The organism is Haloarchaeobius marinus (assembly GCF_051207415.1).
In the GTDB taxonomy this organism is placed as follows: Archaea; Halobacteriota; Halobacteria; order Halobacteriales; family Natrialbaceae; genus Haloarchaeobius.
Genome location: NZ_JBPKGD010000002.1, coordinates 396376 through 413981 on the forward strand (window position 1 = coordinate 396376; position 17606 = coordinate 413981).

A 17606-nucleotide genomic window follows, 5' to 3' on the forward strand; every position below is an offset into this window, starting at 1 on the left:
CATGCCGACGGTCGCCGTCGAGGGCCACGAGATATCGTACGTCGAGGAGGGCGAGGGACCACCGCTGGTGCTCCTGCACGGCGGCATCATCGACGCCGGCCCCGTCTCGTGGGGCGAGGTCGTCGACCCCCTCTCGACGGAGTTCACGGTCTACGCCCCGGACCTGCTGGGCTACGGCGACAGCGACGTGCCGGACGTGGCCTACACGGTCGACAGGCACGTCGAGACGATGGCTGGCTTCGTCGACGCACTCGACCTCGACCGACCGTCCGTGTGTGGCCTCTCGCTGGGTGGGGCCGTCGCACTCGGACTCGCCCTCGACACCGACGTCGACGTGCGACGACTCGTCGCGATCAGTTGCTTCGGCCTCGGGCGGGAACTCCCACACGGGACCCTCTCCTACGTCCTGTCGCGGCTTCCGATACTGAACCGCGTCGCAGTCGCGCTGTTCCGCCGGAGTCGCCGGTTCACGAGGGCCGGTCTGGGTGGCATCGTCCACGACGTCGATTCGCTCTCGCCGGAGAGCGTCGACGCGGTCCAGGAGTACGCCGGAAAGCCAAACGCCTGCGTCGCGTTCAGGGACTTCCGGACGCACGAGATGCGTCGCGGCGGGTACGTGACGGACTTCCTGCCGCGACTCGACGGCCTCGACGTTCCGACGCTGTTCGTCCACGGACGCCACGACGAGGTGGTCCCGGTCGAACGGGCCCGGCAGGCCGCCGAGCGAGCACCGAATGCGCGACTGACGGTCCTCGAGAACTACGCACACTGGCCGCCACGGGAGGACCCCGAGGCAGTCGTCGAACTGCTTGTGGCGACGGCTGACCGCACCGAACGGGGTGTGGCGAGGACCGCCCTCGTCGGCCGTTCACAAGCCCGGTCGTCGACAGTGCAAAGCTACTTGTAATCGACAGCCGAAGGTACGATAATGGTGCCCGACACCGACCCCGAGGAGGAACAGAGCGTCCTCCGGAGCAAGCGCAACGCGACGCGCTATCAGATCCTCTCCCAGATCGCCGAGCGCCAGCCGGCGGTGAGCCAGCAGGAGATCGCAGACGAGATCGGTGTCACCGCCCAGGCCGTCAGCGACTACCTGCAGGACCTGGTCGAGCGCGACTACGTCCGGAAACTCGGTCGGGGACGGTACGAGGTGACGAACGAGGGCGTCGACTGGCTCATCTCTCGAACCGAGGACCTGCGGGAGTACATCACGCACGTCTCCGAGGACGTCATCGGACAGGTCGACGCGGAGACGGCCATCGCCGACGAGGCCATCGAGGAGGGCGAGCGTGTCACGGTGTCGATGCGCGACGGCATCCTCCGGGCGTCGACGGGCGACGGCGGGAACGCGAGAGCCGTCGCCGTGACGAGTGCGACGGCCGGCCAGGACGTCGGCATCACGGACTTCGAGGGCGTCCTTGAGTACGACCTCGGGACGGTCACGGTCGTCTCCATCCCCCGGGTGCAAGACGGCGGGTCGGCCACCGTCGACGCACGGGCGTTCGCGGACCACGCCGCGGGCCACGACCTGCTCGCCGCGGCCGGCACCGAGGCGCTCGTGACCTGCTACCGGGCGGACCTCGAACCCGACGTGCGGTTCGGCACCGCCGACGCCGTGACCGAGGCGGCGACGAAGGGGCTGACCGTCCTGCTGGCCGTCGTCACCGACGAGCTCTCGCGGCACACCGACAGCCTCCGCGACGGGAACATCGGCTACGAGGTCGTCGACGCCGCGGACCTGTAGCCCGACCGGTCGCGGACCTCGACGGTACATTACTCGGGCGAATCTGTGACCCGTCCGAAGGAGGAGGTAGTAATAACGGAGATTTTAAGTGATGGTCGAAAATACGTAGGCACACTCCAACCCTGACGTATCCGTCAGGTGAGGGGTGACCGACGATGACCCGCATCACGTTCACCATTCCGGCGTACGCCACCCCGAAGAGTGGCAACGCCACCGTCGACGTCGAGGGGGGCTACCCCGTCGTCGACTACCGCCGCGGCGCTGGCGGCTCTGGTGAACCGAGTGCGAGGGCGTCCGGTCGCCCCGCCGTTCGGTTCGTCTCTGCCGGCGCCGCGTAAGGCCGCGTCGCGGCCCACGGGGCGGTTCTCTCGACCGTAACAGGTTGTAGCGACCGCTCCCCGTGCCGGCAGTCACGGACCGAACGGCCGACTCCGTTCTCCGGTGACTGACCCCGGCAGGGTCGCTGCGCACTCGCGACGTCGACGGTGACGAACCTTCGAGTGCCGACCGTCGCGGTCGGGCACGCTCTGCGTGTCCGCCGGACGACGCACGAGAGAGAGACCGCCCGGGTGACTCACGTCGCAGGAACCGGCTACCGGCCGGGGAGGGTTCGACTCCCTCGCCGGGCGCTCGCCCCATCCGGGGTTCGATGCTCGCTGCCGGGGCTCGCGCCTCGTCGCAGAGAGGCATCGCTGTCCGCCGGGGGTACCAGCGACGGTACTCCCGCGAGTCGGCCGGGTCGTCGCCGCCACCGACGACCTGGACCGTGGCGGGACGGCCGCCACGCGGTCGGCGGACCGGTCGTCCGACTCGCGACGCACGCCCCCGGGCCGACTGCGCTCCCGATGGTTCCGGCCTCCACCGGCGCCCCGCGCCGGCAACCGCGTTCGACTCGCGGCGGGAGCCGTTATGGCCCAGACCCGTCTCGGCCCCGAGACCGAAGCGACGGCCCATCTGCGCGTTCGCGTGCCCGACGGCGCGTCCGGCGACCTGCTCGCCGGCGCCGCGACCGTCGTCGCACGCATCGACGCACTGGACGCCGTCGACGTCGAGCAGATAACCGGCATCACGCCGAACCTCAACGCGATCGTCGTCGACGTTCGCGTCACCGTCGCGCTGGTCTCGGCGGCCACCGACGACAGCACCGTCCGAGCCGACCTCGAACGCGGTACCGGCATCGAAGCCGTCCACGAGGTCGCGCTCTCGAACCGCGAACCCGCAACGGCCTGACCCGTCGCGGCGACGTCCCCGCCGACACCCGCCCGGGTCAGCCAGGGACCGACCGTGGCATGCTCCCCGGAGACCGGGGGAAGTGCCAGCACTGAAGGCCGCCGGCAGTGACCGGGCACTCGACGCCAGACCGGTCGCCGTACGGCGACGAGTTCCACGACTTCCCTCCCGGGAGTTTTTACCGGTGGGGGTCGTGCGTCCGGTCGGTACGCGGATTCTCACCGCCTCCACAGCGTTGCCGACCCCCTCGCGCTCGACCAACTACCTCAAAATTTATTATTTATCCGTTTGAATGGGGGGACATGGCAGACGAAGAAGAACTCAGAGAGCAGATGATAGACGCCTTCGGCGGCGCCGACTACCCCATCTCCAGCCCGATGGACCTCGTACCCGCGCTCCCGAACGGCCCAGGCACCCGCTTCGAGTCCGGCGACTTCTCGATGACCGCCATGGAACTCCAGACGAAACTCCCCGGCGGCGACTTCCCGTACGACGACGTGGAGTCCTTCGTCGACGACATCATGGAGAACCTCCGCGAAGAAGGCCACCTCGACTAGCCACGGACCACGACGCAGTTCTCACGCCCGGCCGCGGCACGCGTTGCCCGGCCGGTCGCACGCCGTTCGACGAGTGCCGTCGGTGTCACACCGTTCGGCCTCCATCTCGAGCACTTTTCACACCCTGTCCCGAAGGCCGACCATGGCTACCCACGTCACCGACGACACCTACGCGCTCGACGCCCGGATGCTCGGGATGCCGGGTGCGATGTCGCCGTACGTCGTCGACGCCGACGAGCCGGTCGTCGTCGACCCCGGCCCGGCCGCCGGGGTCGAGCACGTCCGCGAGGGACTGGCGGAGGTCGGCGTCGACCCCGACGACGTCGCCTACCTGTTGTCGACGCACGTCCACCTCGACCACGCCGGTGCGGTCGGCGACCTGCTCGCGTCCTGCCCGAACGCGACGGTCGTCGTCCACGAACGCGGCGTCGAGTACCTGACCGACCCGGTGCGTCGGGACCGACTGTTCGAGAGCGCCCGCCGGGCGGTCGGCGACGACGTCGCCTCGGGGTACGGCGAACCCGGACTCGTCCCCCGGGAGCGCTGTCGCGTCGTCACCGGCGGGGAGCGACTCGACTGTGGCGACCGGACGCTGGAACTGGTGCACGCACCCGGGCACGCGCCCCACCAGGTGTGTGCGTGGGACGACCGGACCGGCGCGGTCTTCGCCGGCGACGCCGCCGGGATGTGGCTGTTCGACACCCTGTTGCCGACGACGCCGGCACCCGACTTCGACCTCGACGCCAGCCTCGACACCGTCGAGGCGCTCCGCGACCTCGACCCCGAACTCGTCTGTTACGGGCACTACGGGGCCAGGGCGGACGCGAACGCCGCCCTCGACGAGTACACGGAGGTGCTGCCGGAGTGGGTCGACGCTGTCGAACGCGCTGCCGCCGAGTACGACGATGCGGACGAGATAGTCGACGCGCTCTCGCGGTCGTGGCACTCGCCGACCATCGAGCGGGACGTACAGGGCGTGTTGCGGACGCTGGAGGGCGACGCCGACTGAACCGCACCTGCCCGCGTGAGGGCATGGCAAGCCCGGGGAACGTACTCGTCGAGTTCGACGCCGAGGAGGCGACCTGACCGCGGGGAACGTTTTAAGCACTCTTCGGGTGACGATTCACACATGGCAGACCGGATACTGGTCCCGTACGACGAGTCCGAACAGGCGAAGGTGGCCCTGAAGCACGCCCTCGAGAAGTTCCCGGAGGACGACGTCGTCCTCCTGCACGTCATCGACATGATGGAGGCGAGCTACAGCGGGAACATCGACGGCACCCTCCCCGGGTACTGGGAGGAGTGGTACGAGATGGAGGAGGAGGCGACCGACGCCCTGTTCGAGGACGCACAGTCCATCGCCGACGAGTACGAGGTCGAACTCGAGACCGAGTCGACGGTCGGGCGACCAGCACGGTCCATCAACGAGTACGCCGAGGACCACGACGTCGACCACATCGTCATCGGGAGCCACGGTCGGACCGGCGTGGGTCGAATCCTGCTCGGGAGCGTCGCCGAGACCGTCGTCCGGCGCGCCCCCTGCCCGGTGACGGTCGTCCGCTGACGGTCCCGCACCGCGGGGCGTGGAACCACGACGGGGAGACGGCGATGCTCGAACACGGTTTTGGTGCTCTACTTCGAAGCACCGGCTATGACCGACGCGGATCCCACCCTGCCACCGCGACTCTCGACGGCGACGTTCGACCGATTGAACGGACTGGTCACGCGGGCCGAGGACCGGTCCGACGACCGCGCCGTCACCGAGACGTTCACCGGAACCGAGGTGTCTCGCGTCCCCGAGTGCGCACCCGCCGACGTGACCCTGGCCGTCGAACGTGCCCGCGACGCCCAGGACCGGTGGGCGGAGCGGTCGGTCGACGAGCGCGAGCGCGTCGTCCGACGCTTCCACGACGTCGTCCTCGACAGGCAGGACGAACTGCTGGACCTGGCCCAGCTCGAGAGCGGGAAGTCCCGGGCGCACGCCTTCGACGAGGTCATGGACGTCACGCTCACGAGTCGCTACTACGGCTACCGTGCGGCCGACGTGCTCTCGACCGAGCGACGGCGTCCAGCGGTCCCGTTGCTCTCGTCGCCCGCCGAGGTGGTCAGACACCCCGTCGGCGTCGTCGGCATCATCTCGCCGTGGAACTACCCCATCACGCTGGCGGTCTCGGACGCCGTCCCCGCCCTCCTCGCGGGGAACGCCGTCGTCCTGAAACCCGCGGAGACGACGCCGTACACAGCGCTGTTGCTTGTCGAACTGCTCCGTGAGGCGGGCGTTCCCCGCGACCTCGTGCAGGTGGTGACCGGCGACGGGGCGACGCTCGGCCCGCCACTGGTCGACGACGTCGACTACGTCTCCTTCACCGGGTCGACCGAGACGGGCCGCGAGGTGGCCGCCGCTGCGGGACGCAACCTCGTGGACTGCTCGATGGAACTCGGTGGGAAGAACCCCCTCCTCGTCCTCGACGACGCGGACCTCGACGCGGCCGTCGAGGGCGCCGTGGGGGCGTGCTTCACGAACGCCGGACAGCTCTGCATCGGCACCGAACGCGTCTACGTCGACGAGTCGCTGTACGACGAGTTCCGCGACCGGTTCGTCGAGGCCGTGTCGGACCTGACGCTCGGGACGGACTACGACTACGGCGTCGACGTCGGGTCGCTCGCCTCGGCCGACCAGCTGGAGACCGTCCGCGAACACGTCGCCGACGCCAGAGACCGCGGCGCGACCGTCCACTGCGGCGGGGAGCCCCGACCCGACGTCGGCCCGTACTTCTACGACCCGACCGTCCTGACCGACCTCCCCGTGGACGCCGAGGCGGCCTGCGAGGAGACGTTCGGTCCGGTCGTCAGTCTGCGTCCGGTCTCGGGCGAGCGCGAGGCCGTCGACCGGGCCAACGACACCCGGTACGGACTCAACGCGAGCGTCTGGACGGAGAACCGGGAGCGAGGCCGTGCGGTCGCACGCGAGGTCGAGGCCGGGACCGTCACGATAAACGGCGGTTACGTCGAGACCTGGGCGGCCATCGACGCGCCGATGGGCGGGATGAAGGAGTCCGGCATCGGTCGTCGCCACGGTCCGGAAGGGCTGCTCCGGTACACCGAGTCCCAGACCGTGGCGGCCAGACGGCGGGCCATCACGCACCCCGTGGGCGTCCAGGACGGCCTGGAGGCCCGTGCGCTGACCGTGGCGCTACGGCTCTGGAGGCGTCTCCCCTTCCTGCGATAGTCTGGTCGGACCGGGGTGGCGACGACGCCTCAGTCGTCGCCGGTCCCCGGCGTTCCACGAGGGTTCCGGTCCGCCGTCGCGTCGGCCGACGCCGACCCCGTGTCGCCGGGTTCGTCGTCCCTCGTCGCCAGCCGGGCGAACGCGACGAGGGAGACGAGCAACAGCGACACCGCCCCGACCGCGCGCCACTTCGGCACGTCGACCGTCAGCGCCGTGGCGCCGAGCAACTCGACGCCGAGCGACGGCACGAGCAGCGCGACGAGGCCGACGGCGAGGACGCCGGCGGCGTGGATGACCTCGCCCCGGCGGGTCTCTGCGGCCCGTCCGACCTCGCGGCCGACGAGGACGCCGTTCAGTCCGAGGTCCCACACCGCGAGCGCCGCGGCGACGCCGACGAACACCGCGACTGGGGCGGCCCCGACGAGTCCAGCGGTCACGCTGGCGACGAGCAACGACGCCGCGCCGAGGCCGAACCCGCCGGCGTCCTCCGGGACGAACCAGAGCGTGAGGACGAACATCCCGACGGGGACCACGACGAGCAACGCGACGAGCGCCCCCGTGGTCAGTCCGAGGACAGTGGCGCCGACGCCGTAGGTGGTGAACGCCTGGCCGATGGCCGTCTCCGGCGGGACCAGGCTGGTGGCGAGCCACACCACCGGCGGCAACGCGGTGACGACGCCGACGACCACCGAGACGACCACGCCGCCGGCGGAGTACGCCATCGTCTTCGGTGGCCTCCGGCCGACCCACGTAACGAACACCTGCTGGACGACCCGCAGGAAGACGATACCACCGAACAGGAGGATGCCCACCCAGAGCAGGGCGTGGGGAATCGGAGACTGGAGGACCGTTCGGACGGCGTGCCCGAACAGGCCGGTGAGGTCCAGCAGTCGCTCGAACTGTCCGTTGACCCACATCGGGAACAGCACGACGAACACGAGCAGTGCGTAGACCCCTCTCGGGACGTCGCCCGGTGCGATGCCGAAGCTCTGGAGGGACGTCTCCCGGGCATCGAACTGCTGCCGTGGTAACCAGACGTCGAGCGCCTCGACGGCGCGTTCGAGCAGCAACGAGAGTGCGAACGCTTCCAGTACGAGGACGACGAGGCTGGACAGCGGATTCGCCATCGTGACGAGGCCGTATCCCGCGAGGAGGACGAGTCCCGAGGCGACGAACACGCCGCTGTGGACGCCCCAGGCGACGATGGTCGCGGCCAGCAACACGACCATCGACCGCGACACTGCGGCGCCGAGCGACCGGATGACCGCCTCGTCGATGCCGACGAAGGCGTCGGTGGCGACGAAGACGACGGCCACGATCGCACAGAACGCGACCACGGCGCCTCCGAGCGTGGGTTTGGGTTCCCAGAGGGCCCCGACGATGGCCACGGACCCGACGACGAACCAGACGCTTCCGGCGGCGCGCGTACGGGTCACCTCGGTTGTGAGCAGACGCATCCCCCTGACGGCCCCCGCCGCCCCGGCGAGACCGAGGAGCACGGGCACTGCCTGACCGAACGGTCCGGGGCCGGTGGCGAGCGCGAGGACGACCGTGGCGACGACACAGACCCCGACCGCGAGTCGCACGCTGAATCGTGCCGGGTCGTCGTCGAACTCGTAGGCGCTCATCGCGACCACCGCCTCGTTGCCCGCTCGATGGCGGCGAACAGCGGTTCGTCCGGGGACCACTCGATGACCTTGGTGGTGCGCCCCCGGAGGAGGGAGAGGCGCGAGTCGCGCTGGACGCGTTCGATGGTACTCCCCGGACTCTCCGTCGAGGTCACGTTCGGCGAGACCACCCGCAGGGAGTGTCCCGCCGCCCGGAGGCGTCGCAGGGCGTGTAACGGCCCGTCGTCGAGCAGGGGCGAGACGAACACCACCTGCGCACCGTTGGGGATGCGTCGTCGAAGCCAGTCGATTCGCCAGCCCCCGTCAGTCGCGGTCGGGCGGCCGTCGCCGGCAGACCCGTCGTCGCCGGCGGCAGGCGTGTGTCCGCCGGCGTCCGGGCCGTCGTCCCCGACCGGTATCGACGTGGCCGCGTGGACGCTCAGGTTCTCCCGGATGCGTGCGGCCTGCTCGTCGCCGGTCCCCGGCCGGAGGTACGCGAAGGAACTGCCGTAGCGTGCCAGTCCGACCCGGTTCCCGTCGTCGAGCAGGTGGCCGCAGATGCGGCCGGCGGCGTAGGTCGCCAGTTCGACGGCGTCCGGTTCCTGCGGGCGCCGGGAGACGCGCGATTCGTAGCGCGTGTCGACGACGACCACGACGGTCGCCGCCTGGTCCTTCCGGAACTCGACGGTCCGCAGTTCGCCCGTCCGTGCGAATCGCTTCCAGTCGATGCGGTTCATCGGGTCCGAGTGGTGGTACTTCCGGATGGAGTGGAACTCGATGCCCTCGCCCGTCGCGTCGGTGTCGACGCGCCCGGGATACGGGATGGTCTGGTCCGAGAGCGGGAGCGAGTCCACGAGCGCGTGACAGGAGACTCGACTCCCGACGGAGACCGTCTCACGGCACTCGACGCTCCCGCTGACGTTCCGGGTGACGACCGTCGCGTCGCCGAACTCGTGGACGCCACGGCGCGCCCTGACGGTGTACTCGAACGACTCGGTCTCGTCGGGTTGCAGGCCGGTCATGTGCCTGGGTGACCCGTCGACGACGCCCAGCGTCTCGGGGACGCCGTCGACGACGCGCACGTCGGCGAGGGGCCGGTCGGAGGCGTTCCTGACCGTGACCGTCACGTCGACGTCGCTCCCGGGCATGGGGGAGGTCTCGGACACCTCGCGGTCGACCTCGACGTCGACGGGCGGTGGACGCGTCACGTACCCGTACGCGGCGTAGGTGAGTCCCACCGCCGCGGCGGTGAACACCGCCGCGTTCTGGGCGAACAGGCCGACGGCACCGGTCACGAGCGCCACCGTCAGGCCGACGTTCCACCGGCCGGTGTCTCGACGCGTCATTCCGTCTCGACCTCCTGCAGGTCGGCCCGTGCGGCTATCTCGTCGACCGTGTGCCGGACGTGACGCTCGTACGCCTCGCCCGACAGCCAGTCGTAGAACTGCATCCTGAGGGGAAGTTCCGGGACGGTATTGCCGCCGAGGAAGTTCGCGGCGCGGACGTCGTCCGTCCACTCGCCGCGTTTGACTCTCCGCTGTGCCTCATTCCGCGTGAGGTTCTCGGTGCGGACGAGCACGTCGATGGCGAGCGTCTGGACGGTCTCCTCGACGTCCCACCGTTCGTGCATGACCCACCAGTCCGTCGTCTTCGAGTCCGGGAGGGCGCCGAGTTCCTCGACGGTGTCGTCGATGTCGGCACCCGTGGACTCGCGGGCGTTGTAGGTCGCCGCTTCGGGCGTGTCGGAGACGGCCGCGGTCCCGGGCGACTCCTGGCGCGTCCCGTAGAGGTGCCAGAGGCCGATGCCGCCGCCGACGATGCCCAGCAGGAACACCGCGACCTCGTTCGCCAGCACGGCGACGTACGGCCGAACCGGGGTGAGGGGGACCGGGAGGAACGCGAGCAGGACGGCCGCGACGAACGCGGCGGTCCCGACGGTCGCCAGCACGGTACGCGTCGGGAACCGCGGACTGTCGAGTATCGGGACCCTCATCCGTCGCCCTCCAGTCGGCGCCTGATCTGGTCGATGGCGTCGCGGGCGACGTGGGTCCGGTCGTCCGACGGCGGGTAGTCGCCGTAGCGCACCTGGCGGAACACGGCCGTCAGTCGCCGGACCGGTTCGGACGGGAGGCCGTTCTCGATGGCCGCGCGTGCGTGCTCGGCGGGCGTCCGGGCGCTCGGACGGCCGAGTGGCACCTCCTCTACCATGGCGGCCCACGCCTCCTCGATGGTCATCGGCCCCGTGTCCTCGGGGCCTTCCTCGGCCGACTCGGCGGCCGTTCCGGACCGCGGGTCCGCCGGTTTGTCCCGGCGTCTGCTGAGCCAGTTGCGTGCCGAGATGCCCTCGGTGATGGCGCCCATGCCGAGCGAGAGCGAACCGAACCCGCCGGCCAGTCCGCGTGGAATGGATACGAACCCCCTGGCCAGTGCGGTCGGGACGCCGACGGCGAGCGCGCTCGTCGCCGACCCGAGGCCGGACGCGAGGGCGTCGAGTCCGGAGAAGACGTTGCTGGTCGTCTCGCCGATGCCGTCGAGCACCCGTGGCGCGGACGCGGTGAGGCCGACGAGGAAGGCCATCGTCCCCTGAGGTACTGCGAGGAACGACGCCCTGACGCGGAACGTCGGCAGGCCGGGAATGTCGACGACCCACCCGTCGAACCCGTCCGGGTCGGACGACTCTATCCGTTCGACCTCGGCGATAATCAGCAGGAAGAGGGCGACGGCGCCGAGGGTCACGAAGCCGAGGACCACCGTCAACACGAACTGGCCGGCGTCGAAGTCGCCGCCGCCGGTGTTCACGTCGTTCGCGGCACTCGAATCGGTCTCCGTCGCTGTCGCTGTCGTCGTCTCGCTGGACCGGGTTGTCGTGCTGGCCCGCGTTGTTATCTCGCCGGACTGGGAGCCACTCTCGGACGGGGTTGCCGTGGGCACACTGTCGTCACCTCCGAGGTCGCCGAACCCTGCCGGGGAACCGGGGTCGGCCGCACCGTCGCTCACCGAACCGGGGTACGCACCGAACCCCGAGGCGGGAAAGAGCGACGCTGCCAGGAGGACCGCGAACACGGAGACGCAAACGACGGCGGCGCGACTCAGGTCGTATCCCACGTTTACTGAACATTCCCAGTCCGTAATATGTATTGTCATTCTATCGGTGCCAGCACGCGTGAATGCAACTCGTTTCCCCCGTAGACGGCCGCGGTCGCCAGGGATTCGTCACGTCAATCCGGAAATATTTTTGTTTCCCGGGACGCGATGTCGGAGTGATGGAACGGGACTCCGACCTGACGTGGCGAATCCTCCTGACGCTCGGCACGATACTCGTCGTCGACGTCGTCCTGGTCGCCGTCGTCGCATATCTCCTCGCACCGTGGCTCTCGGCCGTCCAGGTGGCCGTGGCGCGCGCACTCGGACTGGAAGGGACGTCCCCGTACGCGTGGGCGGCGGTGGTCGTCCTCCCCGTCGCCGTCGCGTTCGTCTGGGCGCAGTTGCGCTACACCCGACACGAACTCCTCGCGGAGGTGGACGCGAGCGTCCCGGAGGGCGACGAGTACGCCGACGTGGAGGGACGCCTCCAGCGACTCGCGGCACAGGCCGACGTGACGCCACCGAGGCTGGCCGTCGCGGAGACCGACGTCCCCAACAGTTTCGCGGTCGGGCGACTGACCGACGCGACCGTCGTCGTCAGCACCGGCCTGCTGGAGGCGCTGGACGACGACGAACTCGACGCCGTCCTCGCACACGAACTCGCACACGTCCGGAACCGTGACGCGCTGGTCATGACGCTCGCCTCGTTCGTCCCTGCACTCGTCAGCGACGAGTACAGTGCGTTCGGGTCCCTTTCGCTCGGCCCGGTGTTCTGGGTCGGCCTGCTCGTCGTGGGCTACCTGCTGGGCGCGGCGTTCGTCGACCAGCCGCTGTTCACCGTCGGGTACACCGTCTCGTTCGCGTTCCTGGCGGCCGTCTCCGTCCTGCTGGGCGGTGTGTTCCTCGGCGTCGCCGGTGCCGTCGTCCTCCTCGTGGGGCGGCACCTCTCGACGTACCGCGAGTTCGTCGCCGACCGGTCCGGTGCTATCCTCGCCGGCGACCCCGCCGCGATGGTGACGGCGCTCACGAAACTCGACGAGGAGGTCGGCGCCCCGACCGTCGACAAGCGTCGCCAGTACGCGGGCGTCGAGGGACTCTGTTTTCTCCCGCACGGGTTCTCCGACGACGGGTCGGCCGGGGACGCCGACGAGTTCACCGTCGAGACGCGGTCGCACCCGTCGACTGCGCAGCGAATCGAACGACTGCGGGCCGTAGAACGCGAGTTCGCCTGACCGGCCGCCGCGACTCAGGTCGAGAGGAGGTCCGCCCCGCCGGTGATGCCGATGACCTGTCCGGTGACGTACCGGGCCTGCTCGCTGGCGAGGTAGCAGACCATCGGTGCCACGTCGTCCTCTCGCCCGAGCTCTCCCATCGGCGTCGCCTGTCTCACGCGCTCGAACGACGGTTCGAACTGCTCCAGGGTCTCGGGGTCCATCTCGGCGAGTTCCTTCACGACGATGCTCGGGGCGAGCACGTTCGAGGTGACGCCGTCCGTCGCACCCTCCAGCGCCAGCGTCTTGCCGAACCCGACGAGGCCCGACTTCGTCGTCGAGTACGATAGCTGACCGAAACTGCCGTGGGTGCCGGCGATGGAGGCCATCGTTATCACCCGGCCCCACCCTCGTTCGCGCATCCGGGGGAACACCTCGCGGGTGACGTTGTACGCCCCGGTCAGGTTGAGTTCGAGGTCCCTGTCCCAGAGGTCGTCGGGGAACTCCCCGACGCGGGAGACGGCGTCGACGAACCCCGCGTTGTTCACGAGTACGTCGACGCCGCCCGTCTCGTCGCGGACGTCGGCCATCGTCTCGCGGACGTCGTCGCGGTCGGTCAGGTCGCAGGTCACGGCGAGGGCGTCGCCGCCGTCCTCGCGTATCTCGTCGACGACTCGTTCGGCGCCGGGTTCGTCCACGTCGAGCACGACGACCGTGGCGCCCTCGCGTGCGAGGTGGCGGGCGTCTTCGCTTCCGAGGCGGCCCGCACCGCCGGTCACCAGTGCAGTCCTGTCGTCCAGTCCGAGGTCCATGCGACGACGCACAGACGCGGGAGTGATAGTCGTTCGCATCGGCACGGCCCCGCCGGGACGGTCGCTCAGAACGCGTCGAGCGTCGCGTCGACCATCGTCCGCCGGAGTTCGTCCGGTTCCGGTGCCGGGAAGGTGACGACGGGGTCGCGGGCGGTCACCTGCGCGACCACCTCGTCGAGTTCGTCGAACAGCGGGTCGGTCTGGACGTCCCCCCGATGGACGCCGGTGACGGTACACCACGCCTGGGTCCGGGTGAGGGCGACGAACGCCTCGTTGCGACGCTGGACCAGGTCAGCCGACCGACTCGCGTCCGCGACCGTGTCGAGGCCGACGACGTACACCTGGGCCGCCTGGTTCCCCTTCGCACGGTTGATGCGAGAGACGGTGACCGACCCCGGTTCGTCGAAGACGTCCGGGTCGCCCTCCCAGACGAGGTTCGTGGAGACGTCGCGACGTCGGAGTCGGTCCCGCAGGCCCTCGCCGGCGTTCCGGGATTCGCCGACCGCGCCGAGGGGGACGACCACGATGCGTTCGGGGTCCAGGTCGTGGTATCGGACGTCGCGTTCGACGGCGTCGGCCACGGCGTCGAGTTCCGCCCCACGGTCCGGGAACTGCTCGGTCCTGACGAACGGCCGGGCCGCGTCGACGTCCCCGAGGGGATGCGGCGAGTGTTCGCGCGGCCGACGGAGCGTCACCGGCGACCCGTACTTCCGGAAGTCGCCGTCCACCTCGTAGCCGATGTCTTCCCACCCGGACTGCGTCGTGAGCGCCTGGACGGCCCCGCGTTCCCGGAGCAGGCCCATCCCGAAGACGTGCGCGAGGACGAGGACCGGCCGGGGCGTCCGGTACGCCGTCCGCATGATGTGGCTCTTCTGCACGCCGCCCTCGTAACTCCCCCGCAGGTCGACGCGCGGGTCGCCGTCCTCGTCGGTCCCGAACAGGTCGACGGGTCGGGGCGCCGAGAGCGTCTGGAGGCTCTGTGCCTCGTCGTACGCCCAGACGAGTCGCTTCGGCGGGCGCAGGATGGCGTGACAGAGGCGGAAGAACGCCGGTTCGAAGTCCTGGGCCTCGTCGACGAGTATCGCGTCGTAGCGCTCCTGTGGCTGGCCCGTCTCGAGGACCTCCGCACAGCACTGGGTCAACAGGTCCCCCTCGTCCTGGTCGAACGCGGACCGGGCGTCACCGAACGTCCTGGGTTCGACGCCGGCGGCCGTGGCCGCCTCGTAGTACAGGCCGCGTCTCGTCCGGCCGCCCCACCCGTGGAGTACCTGCAACTGGTTCCAGTCGGGTTCCGTCCCCGCGTAGTGCTCGTGGAACCGGCGGATGGTCTCCGTCATCGTCGGGTAGAGCGAGCGCGTCTGGAACGTCACCGCGATGCGCCACTCCGGGTGCCGGGCGTGCATCTGGGCCGCCTTCTGGGCGAGCAGGACCGACTTCCCGGACCCGGCGATGCCACGGATCTGCTGGGGACCGTTCGGTATCTGGATGCCGACCTCCTCCTGTTTCTCGTCGAGGCGCTTCAGGCCGCCCTCGACGTGTTCGAACAACCCGCGCTTCGTGTCGGCGTCGGCCGGCGGGTTCTCCTCCGAGTCGGTGCGGTCCTCGCTGATGGGTTGGCCGCCACTGAGCACCGCCCGGGCCACCTCGTAGGTCTCCCGGTCGAGTGCCTCGCCCGGCAGCGACGTGAGGCGGTCCCGGAGCGCGCCGGGCGTCAACTCGTCGACGGTCAGCGTCGGTGGGGCGGACGGCAGGCGGCCGAACCGCTCGTCCCACGCGTCGCGCTCGACGTTCGGGAGGGCCACGAGGAAGTTCGCCGGGACCGTCGCGTTGCCGCGACCGTCAGTCAGCACCGACTCCCTCGTGAGGTGGTTCAGTAGCCGGAACCCGTGGTCCCTGGCCTGCGAGTACGGCGTCGCGGTCGACTGGTGGGTCCCCTGGAGTCGCCAGCGGTCGCCCTCGATGGCGGCCACGTGGTCGACCTCGTAGCCCTTGCACTCCACGACGACGAGGCCGACGTCCCGGTGAAGGAGGACGAAGTCGGCCTCGCGGTCGAACGCGTCACCACCGGGGTCGACGATGGGATACCGCCAGTACGCGACGCCCTCGTCGCCAGGACCGAACGCCCGGGTGATAGCCGTCCAGACGGCCTGTTCGGCGTCACCCCCGGCGTGGCCCCGAGAATCGCCCGACGCGATGAACTTCATGCGCCCCGACTGGTTCCGCCTGCCGCATAAGCGTGTCGAGGTACGCGCCGGACCGTCGTCGCGTTCGTCGCCGGGTCACCGGCGGTCGAGCGTACAGAATCGCACGACGATATCCACATCTGATTACCAGCGACGATAAATAATTATTCCGAAGTCTCCGGTTGTGCAAGATTTAAGTGGGGGTGGTTCGATTGAACTCCTGCGACGCGGCGTGCAGTGTCGGAGGCACCTCTCCCCAACTCCCCCTTTCGAAACCCCATGGGTGTCGTCGGCGGGTGCGACCGCGTCACCAGCTTTCTCCCCCTCGACACGGCCGACGAGTGCCGACTATTCCAGCGACTCCGAGAGCGCCCCGTCCACTGCCGCTTCGAGCACGCCGCCGACGACCAGGGAACTCGCACGCTCGAGTTCCGGTGCGAGTTCGCGGTCCGCGGTGAGCGGTTCGGCGACCTCCCGGACCGCGTCGTACGCCGCGGTGGTGCCTCGACCTGCCGCCAGCTGGTCGTCGACGAACTCCATTGCCTGGGCACCACAGAGCAGTTCGACCCCGACGACGGTCGCCGCGTGGTCGACGGCAGTCCGTGCGTGATGGCTCGACTGGGCGGACATGCTGACGTGGTCCTCCTGTCCCCCCGAGACCGGCGTGTTGTCGGTGGCGGGGCGGCCGAGAGAGCGACACTCGTTGACCAGCGCGGCGGCGGTGTACTGGGCGATCATGTACCCCGACCGGAGTCCGCTCTCGGCCGTCAGGAACGGCGGCAGGTGTGGCTCCTGGAGGTTCGGGTTGACCATCCGGTCGACCCGGCGCTCGCAGATGGCGGCGAGGTCGGTCATCGCAGCGGTCAGGTAGTCGAGGCGATGTGCGAGGGGAGCACCGTGGAAGTTCCCGCCCGAGAGCACCGTCGCCTCGTCGGTGCCGGAGGCCCGGGCGTCGAAGGCGTCGCCCGCGAACACCAGCGGGTTGTCCGTCGCGCTGTTGAGTTCGACCTCGACAGCCTCTCGCAGGTGCGAGACGGCGTCGCGGACTGCCCCGTGGACCTGCGGGAGACACCGGATGCTGTAGGCGTCCTGCACCCGGTCACAGTTGCGGTGTGACTCGACGATCTCGGAGTCGGCACAGAGCCGTCGCACGTTCCGTGCGCTCTCGGCCTGCCCCTCGTGCGGGCGCACGTCCTGGATTATCGCCGCACTGCTGGCGGTCGTCCCCATGGTCACCTCGGTGGTGAGGGCACCGGCGACGTCGGCGGCGCGCACGGTACGTTCGGCGTCCACGACCGCCAGGGCCGCCTTGCCGACGGTCAGTTGCGTCCCGTTGATGAGTGCGAGGCCTTCCTTGGCCTCGAGTGCGAGGGGGTCGAGGCCGACGGCCGCCAGTGCCTCGTCGCCCGGCAGTCGGTCGCCCCCGTAGTCTGCCTCACCCTCGCCGAGCAGGACGAGCGCGAGGTGTGCCAGGGGAGCGAGGTCACCGCTCGCGCCGAGGCTCCCGCGCGAGCGGACGACGGGGTGGACGCCCTCGTTCAGCATCGTCACGAGGTGGTCGACGACCACCTCGCGCACGCCGGAGTAGCCCTTGACCAGCGCGTTGATGCGGGTGGCGAGCATGGCGCGCACCTCGTCCTGCGAACACTCCCGCCCGGCCCCGGCCGCGTGACTCCGGAGGAGGTTGGTCTGGAGGTCCGCGACCCGTTCCGGCGGAATGCGCTCGTTCACCAGTTCGCCGAACCCCGTGTTCAGCCCGTAGACGGCCTCGCCGGAGTCGAGGACGTCCAGCACCCGCTCTCGCGCCCGGCGGACGCGCGTTCGTGCCTCCGGCGGGACCGACACCGGTTCCTGGTCGCGGACGACGGCAGCGACGCCGGTCGGTGTCAACCCCTCGCCGTCGAGCGCGACCGTCACCGGCGGTCACCTCTCGTGTCCGGTTTCGTCAT

At 70.0% G+C, this 17606-nt stretch carries 16 protein-coding genes; 9 read left to right on the forward strand and 7 right to left on the reverse strand.

The window, feature by feature from the left end; translation table 11 throughout:
* The first annotated feature begins 1 nt into the window (after position 1).
* From ACSC1W_RS08150 to ACSC1W_RS08185, 8 genes are all read left to right on the forward strand, one after another.
* Positions 2-907 (forward strand): alpha/beta fold hydrolase, encoded by a 906-nt coding sequence (locus ACSC1W_RS08150; protein WP_435346487.1) that lies wholly within the window; start codon positions 2-4, stop codon positions 905-907.
* A gap of 21 nt (positions 908-928) precedes the next feature.
* Positions 929-1744, forward strand: coding sequence for a DUF7839 domain-containing protein (locus ACSC1W_RS08155; protein ID WP_435346489.1), 816 nt, complete (start codon positions 929-931; stop codon positions 1742-1744).
* A gap of 155 nt (positions 1745-1899) precedes the next feature.
* Entirely contained in the window at positions 1900-2082 is a 183-nt protein-coding gene (locus ACSC1W_RS08160; protein ID WP_435346491.1) for a hypothetical protein, read from the forward strand.
* 571 nt (positions 2083-2653) lie between these two features.
* Complete coding sequence (locus ACSC1W_RS08165) at positions 2654-2974, forward strand: hypothetical protein (RefSeq protein WP_435346493.1); 321 nt, start codon at positions 2654-2656, stop codon at positions 2972-2974.
* 302 nt (positions 2975-3276) lie between these two features.
* A complete protein-coding gene (locus tag ACSC1W_RS08170; RefSeq protein WP_435346494.1) occupies positions 3277-3531 on the forward strand; it encodes an MTH865 family protein in 255 nt (84 codons plus the stop codon).
* Between the two features lie 142 nt (positions 3532-3673).
* Positions 3674-4540: an MBL fold metallo-hydrolase gene (locus ACSC1W_RS08175; RefSeq protein ID WP_435346495.1), complete on the forward strand. Its 867-nt coding sequence runs from the start codon at positions 3674-3676 to the stop codon at positions 4538-4540.
* 120 nt (positions 4541-4660) lie between these two features.
* Positions 4661-5095, forward strand: coding sequence for a universal stress protein (locus tag ACSC1W_RS08180; RefSeq protein WP_435346497.1), 435 nt, complete (start codon positions 4661-4663; stop codon positions 5093-5095).
* A gap of 87 nt (positions 5096-5182) precedes the next feature.
* Positions 5183-6760 (forward strand): succinic semialdehyde dehydrogenase, encoded by a 1578-nt coding sequence (locus tag ACSC1W_RS08185; RefSeq protein ID WP_435346499.1) that lies wholly within the window; start codon positions 5183-5185, stop codon positions 6758-6760.
* Positions 6761-6789: 29 nt separating this feature from the next.
* On the opposite strand, the gene ACSC1W_RS08190 is transcribed toward ACSC1W_RS08185, so the two are convergent.
* Genes ACSC1W_RS08190 through ACSC1W_RS08205 form a run of 4 tightly spaced genes read right to left on the reverse strand, consistent with a single transcriptional unit; the run spans position 6790 to position 11472 of the window.
* Entirely contained in the window at positions 6790-8388 is a 1599-nt protein-coding gene (locus ACSC1W_RS08190; protein ID WP_435346501.1) for a DUF7519 family protein, read from the reverse strand.
* On the reverse strand, positions 8385-9713 hold the full coding sequence (locus ACSC1W_RS08195) for a DUF58 domain-containing protein (protein ID WP_435346502.1): 1329 nt from the start codon (positions 9711-9713) through the stop codon (positions 8385-8387). The genes ACSC1W_RS08190 and ACSC1W_RS08195 overlap by 4 nt, the downstream gene beginning before the upstream one ends.
* Positions 9710-10360, reverse strand: coding sequence for a DUF7269 family protein (locus ACSC1W_RS08200; protein ID WP_435346503.1), 651 nt, complete (start codon positions 10358-10360; stop codon positions 9710-9712). The genes ACSC1W_RS08195 and ACSC1W_RS08200 overlap by 4 nt, the downstream gene beginning before the upstream one ends.
* Entirely contained in the window at positions 10357-11472 is a 1116-nt protein-coding gene (locus tag ACSC1W_RS08205; protein WP_435346505.1) for a DUF4129 domain-containing protein, read from the reverse strand. The genes ACSC1W_RS08200 and ACSC1W_RS08205 overlap by 4 nt, the downstream gene beginning before the upstream one ends.
* Before the next feature lie 158 nt (positions 11473-11630).
* Between ACSC1W_RS08205 and ACSC1W_RS08210 the strand changes: the two genes are divergently transcribed.
* Positions 11631-12683 (forward strand): M48 family metalloprotease, encoded by a 1053-nt coding sequence (locus ACSC1W_RS08210; protein ID WP_435346507.1) that lies wholly within the window; start codon positions 11631-11633, stop codon positions 12681-12683.
* A 14-nt stretch (positions 12684-12697) separates the two neighbouring features.
* On the opposite strand, the gene ACSC1W_RS08215 is transcribed toward ACSC1W_RS08210, so the two are convergent.
* From ACSC1W_RS08215 to hutH, 3 genes are all read right to left on the reverse strand, one after another.
* A complete protein-coding gene (locus ACSC1W_RS08215; protein WP_435346509.1) occupies positions 12698-13474 on the reverse strand; it encodes an SDR family NAD(P)-dependent oxidoreductase in 777 nt (258 codons plus the stop codon).
* A gap of 65 nt (positions 13475-13539) precedes the next feature.
* Entirely contained in the window at positions 13540-15678 is a 2139-nt protein-coding gene (locus ACSC1W_RS08220) for a DNA/RNA helicase (protein ID WP_435346511.1), read from the reverse strand.
* Between the two features lie 327 nt (positions 15679-16005).
* A complete protein-coding gene (gene hutH, locus ACSC1W_RS08225; RefSeq protein WP_435346512.1) occupies positions 16006-17574 on the reverse strand; it encodes a histidine ammonia-lyase in 1569 nt (522 codons plus the stop codon).
* Between the last annotated feature and the right edge of the window lie 32 nt (positions 17575-17606).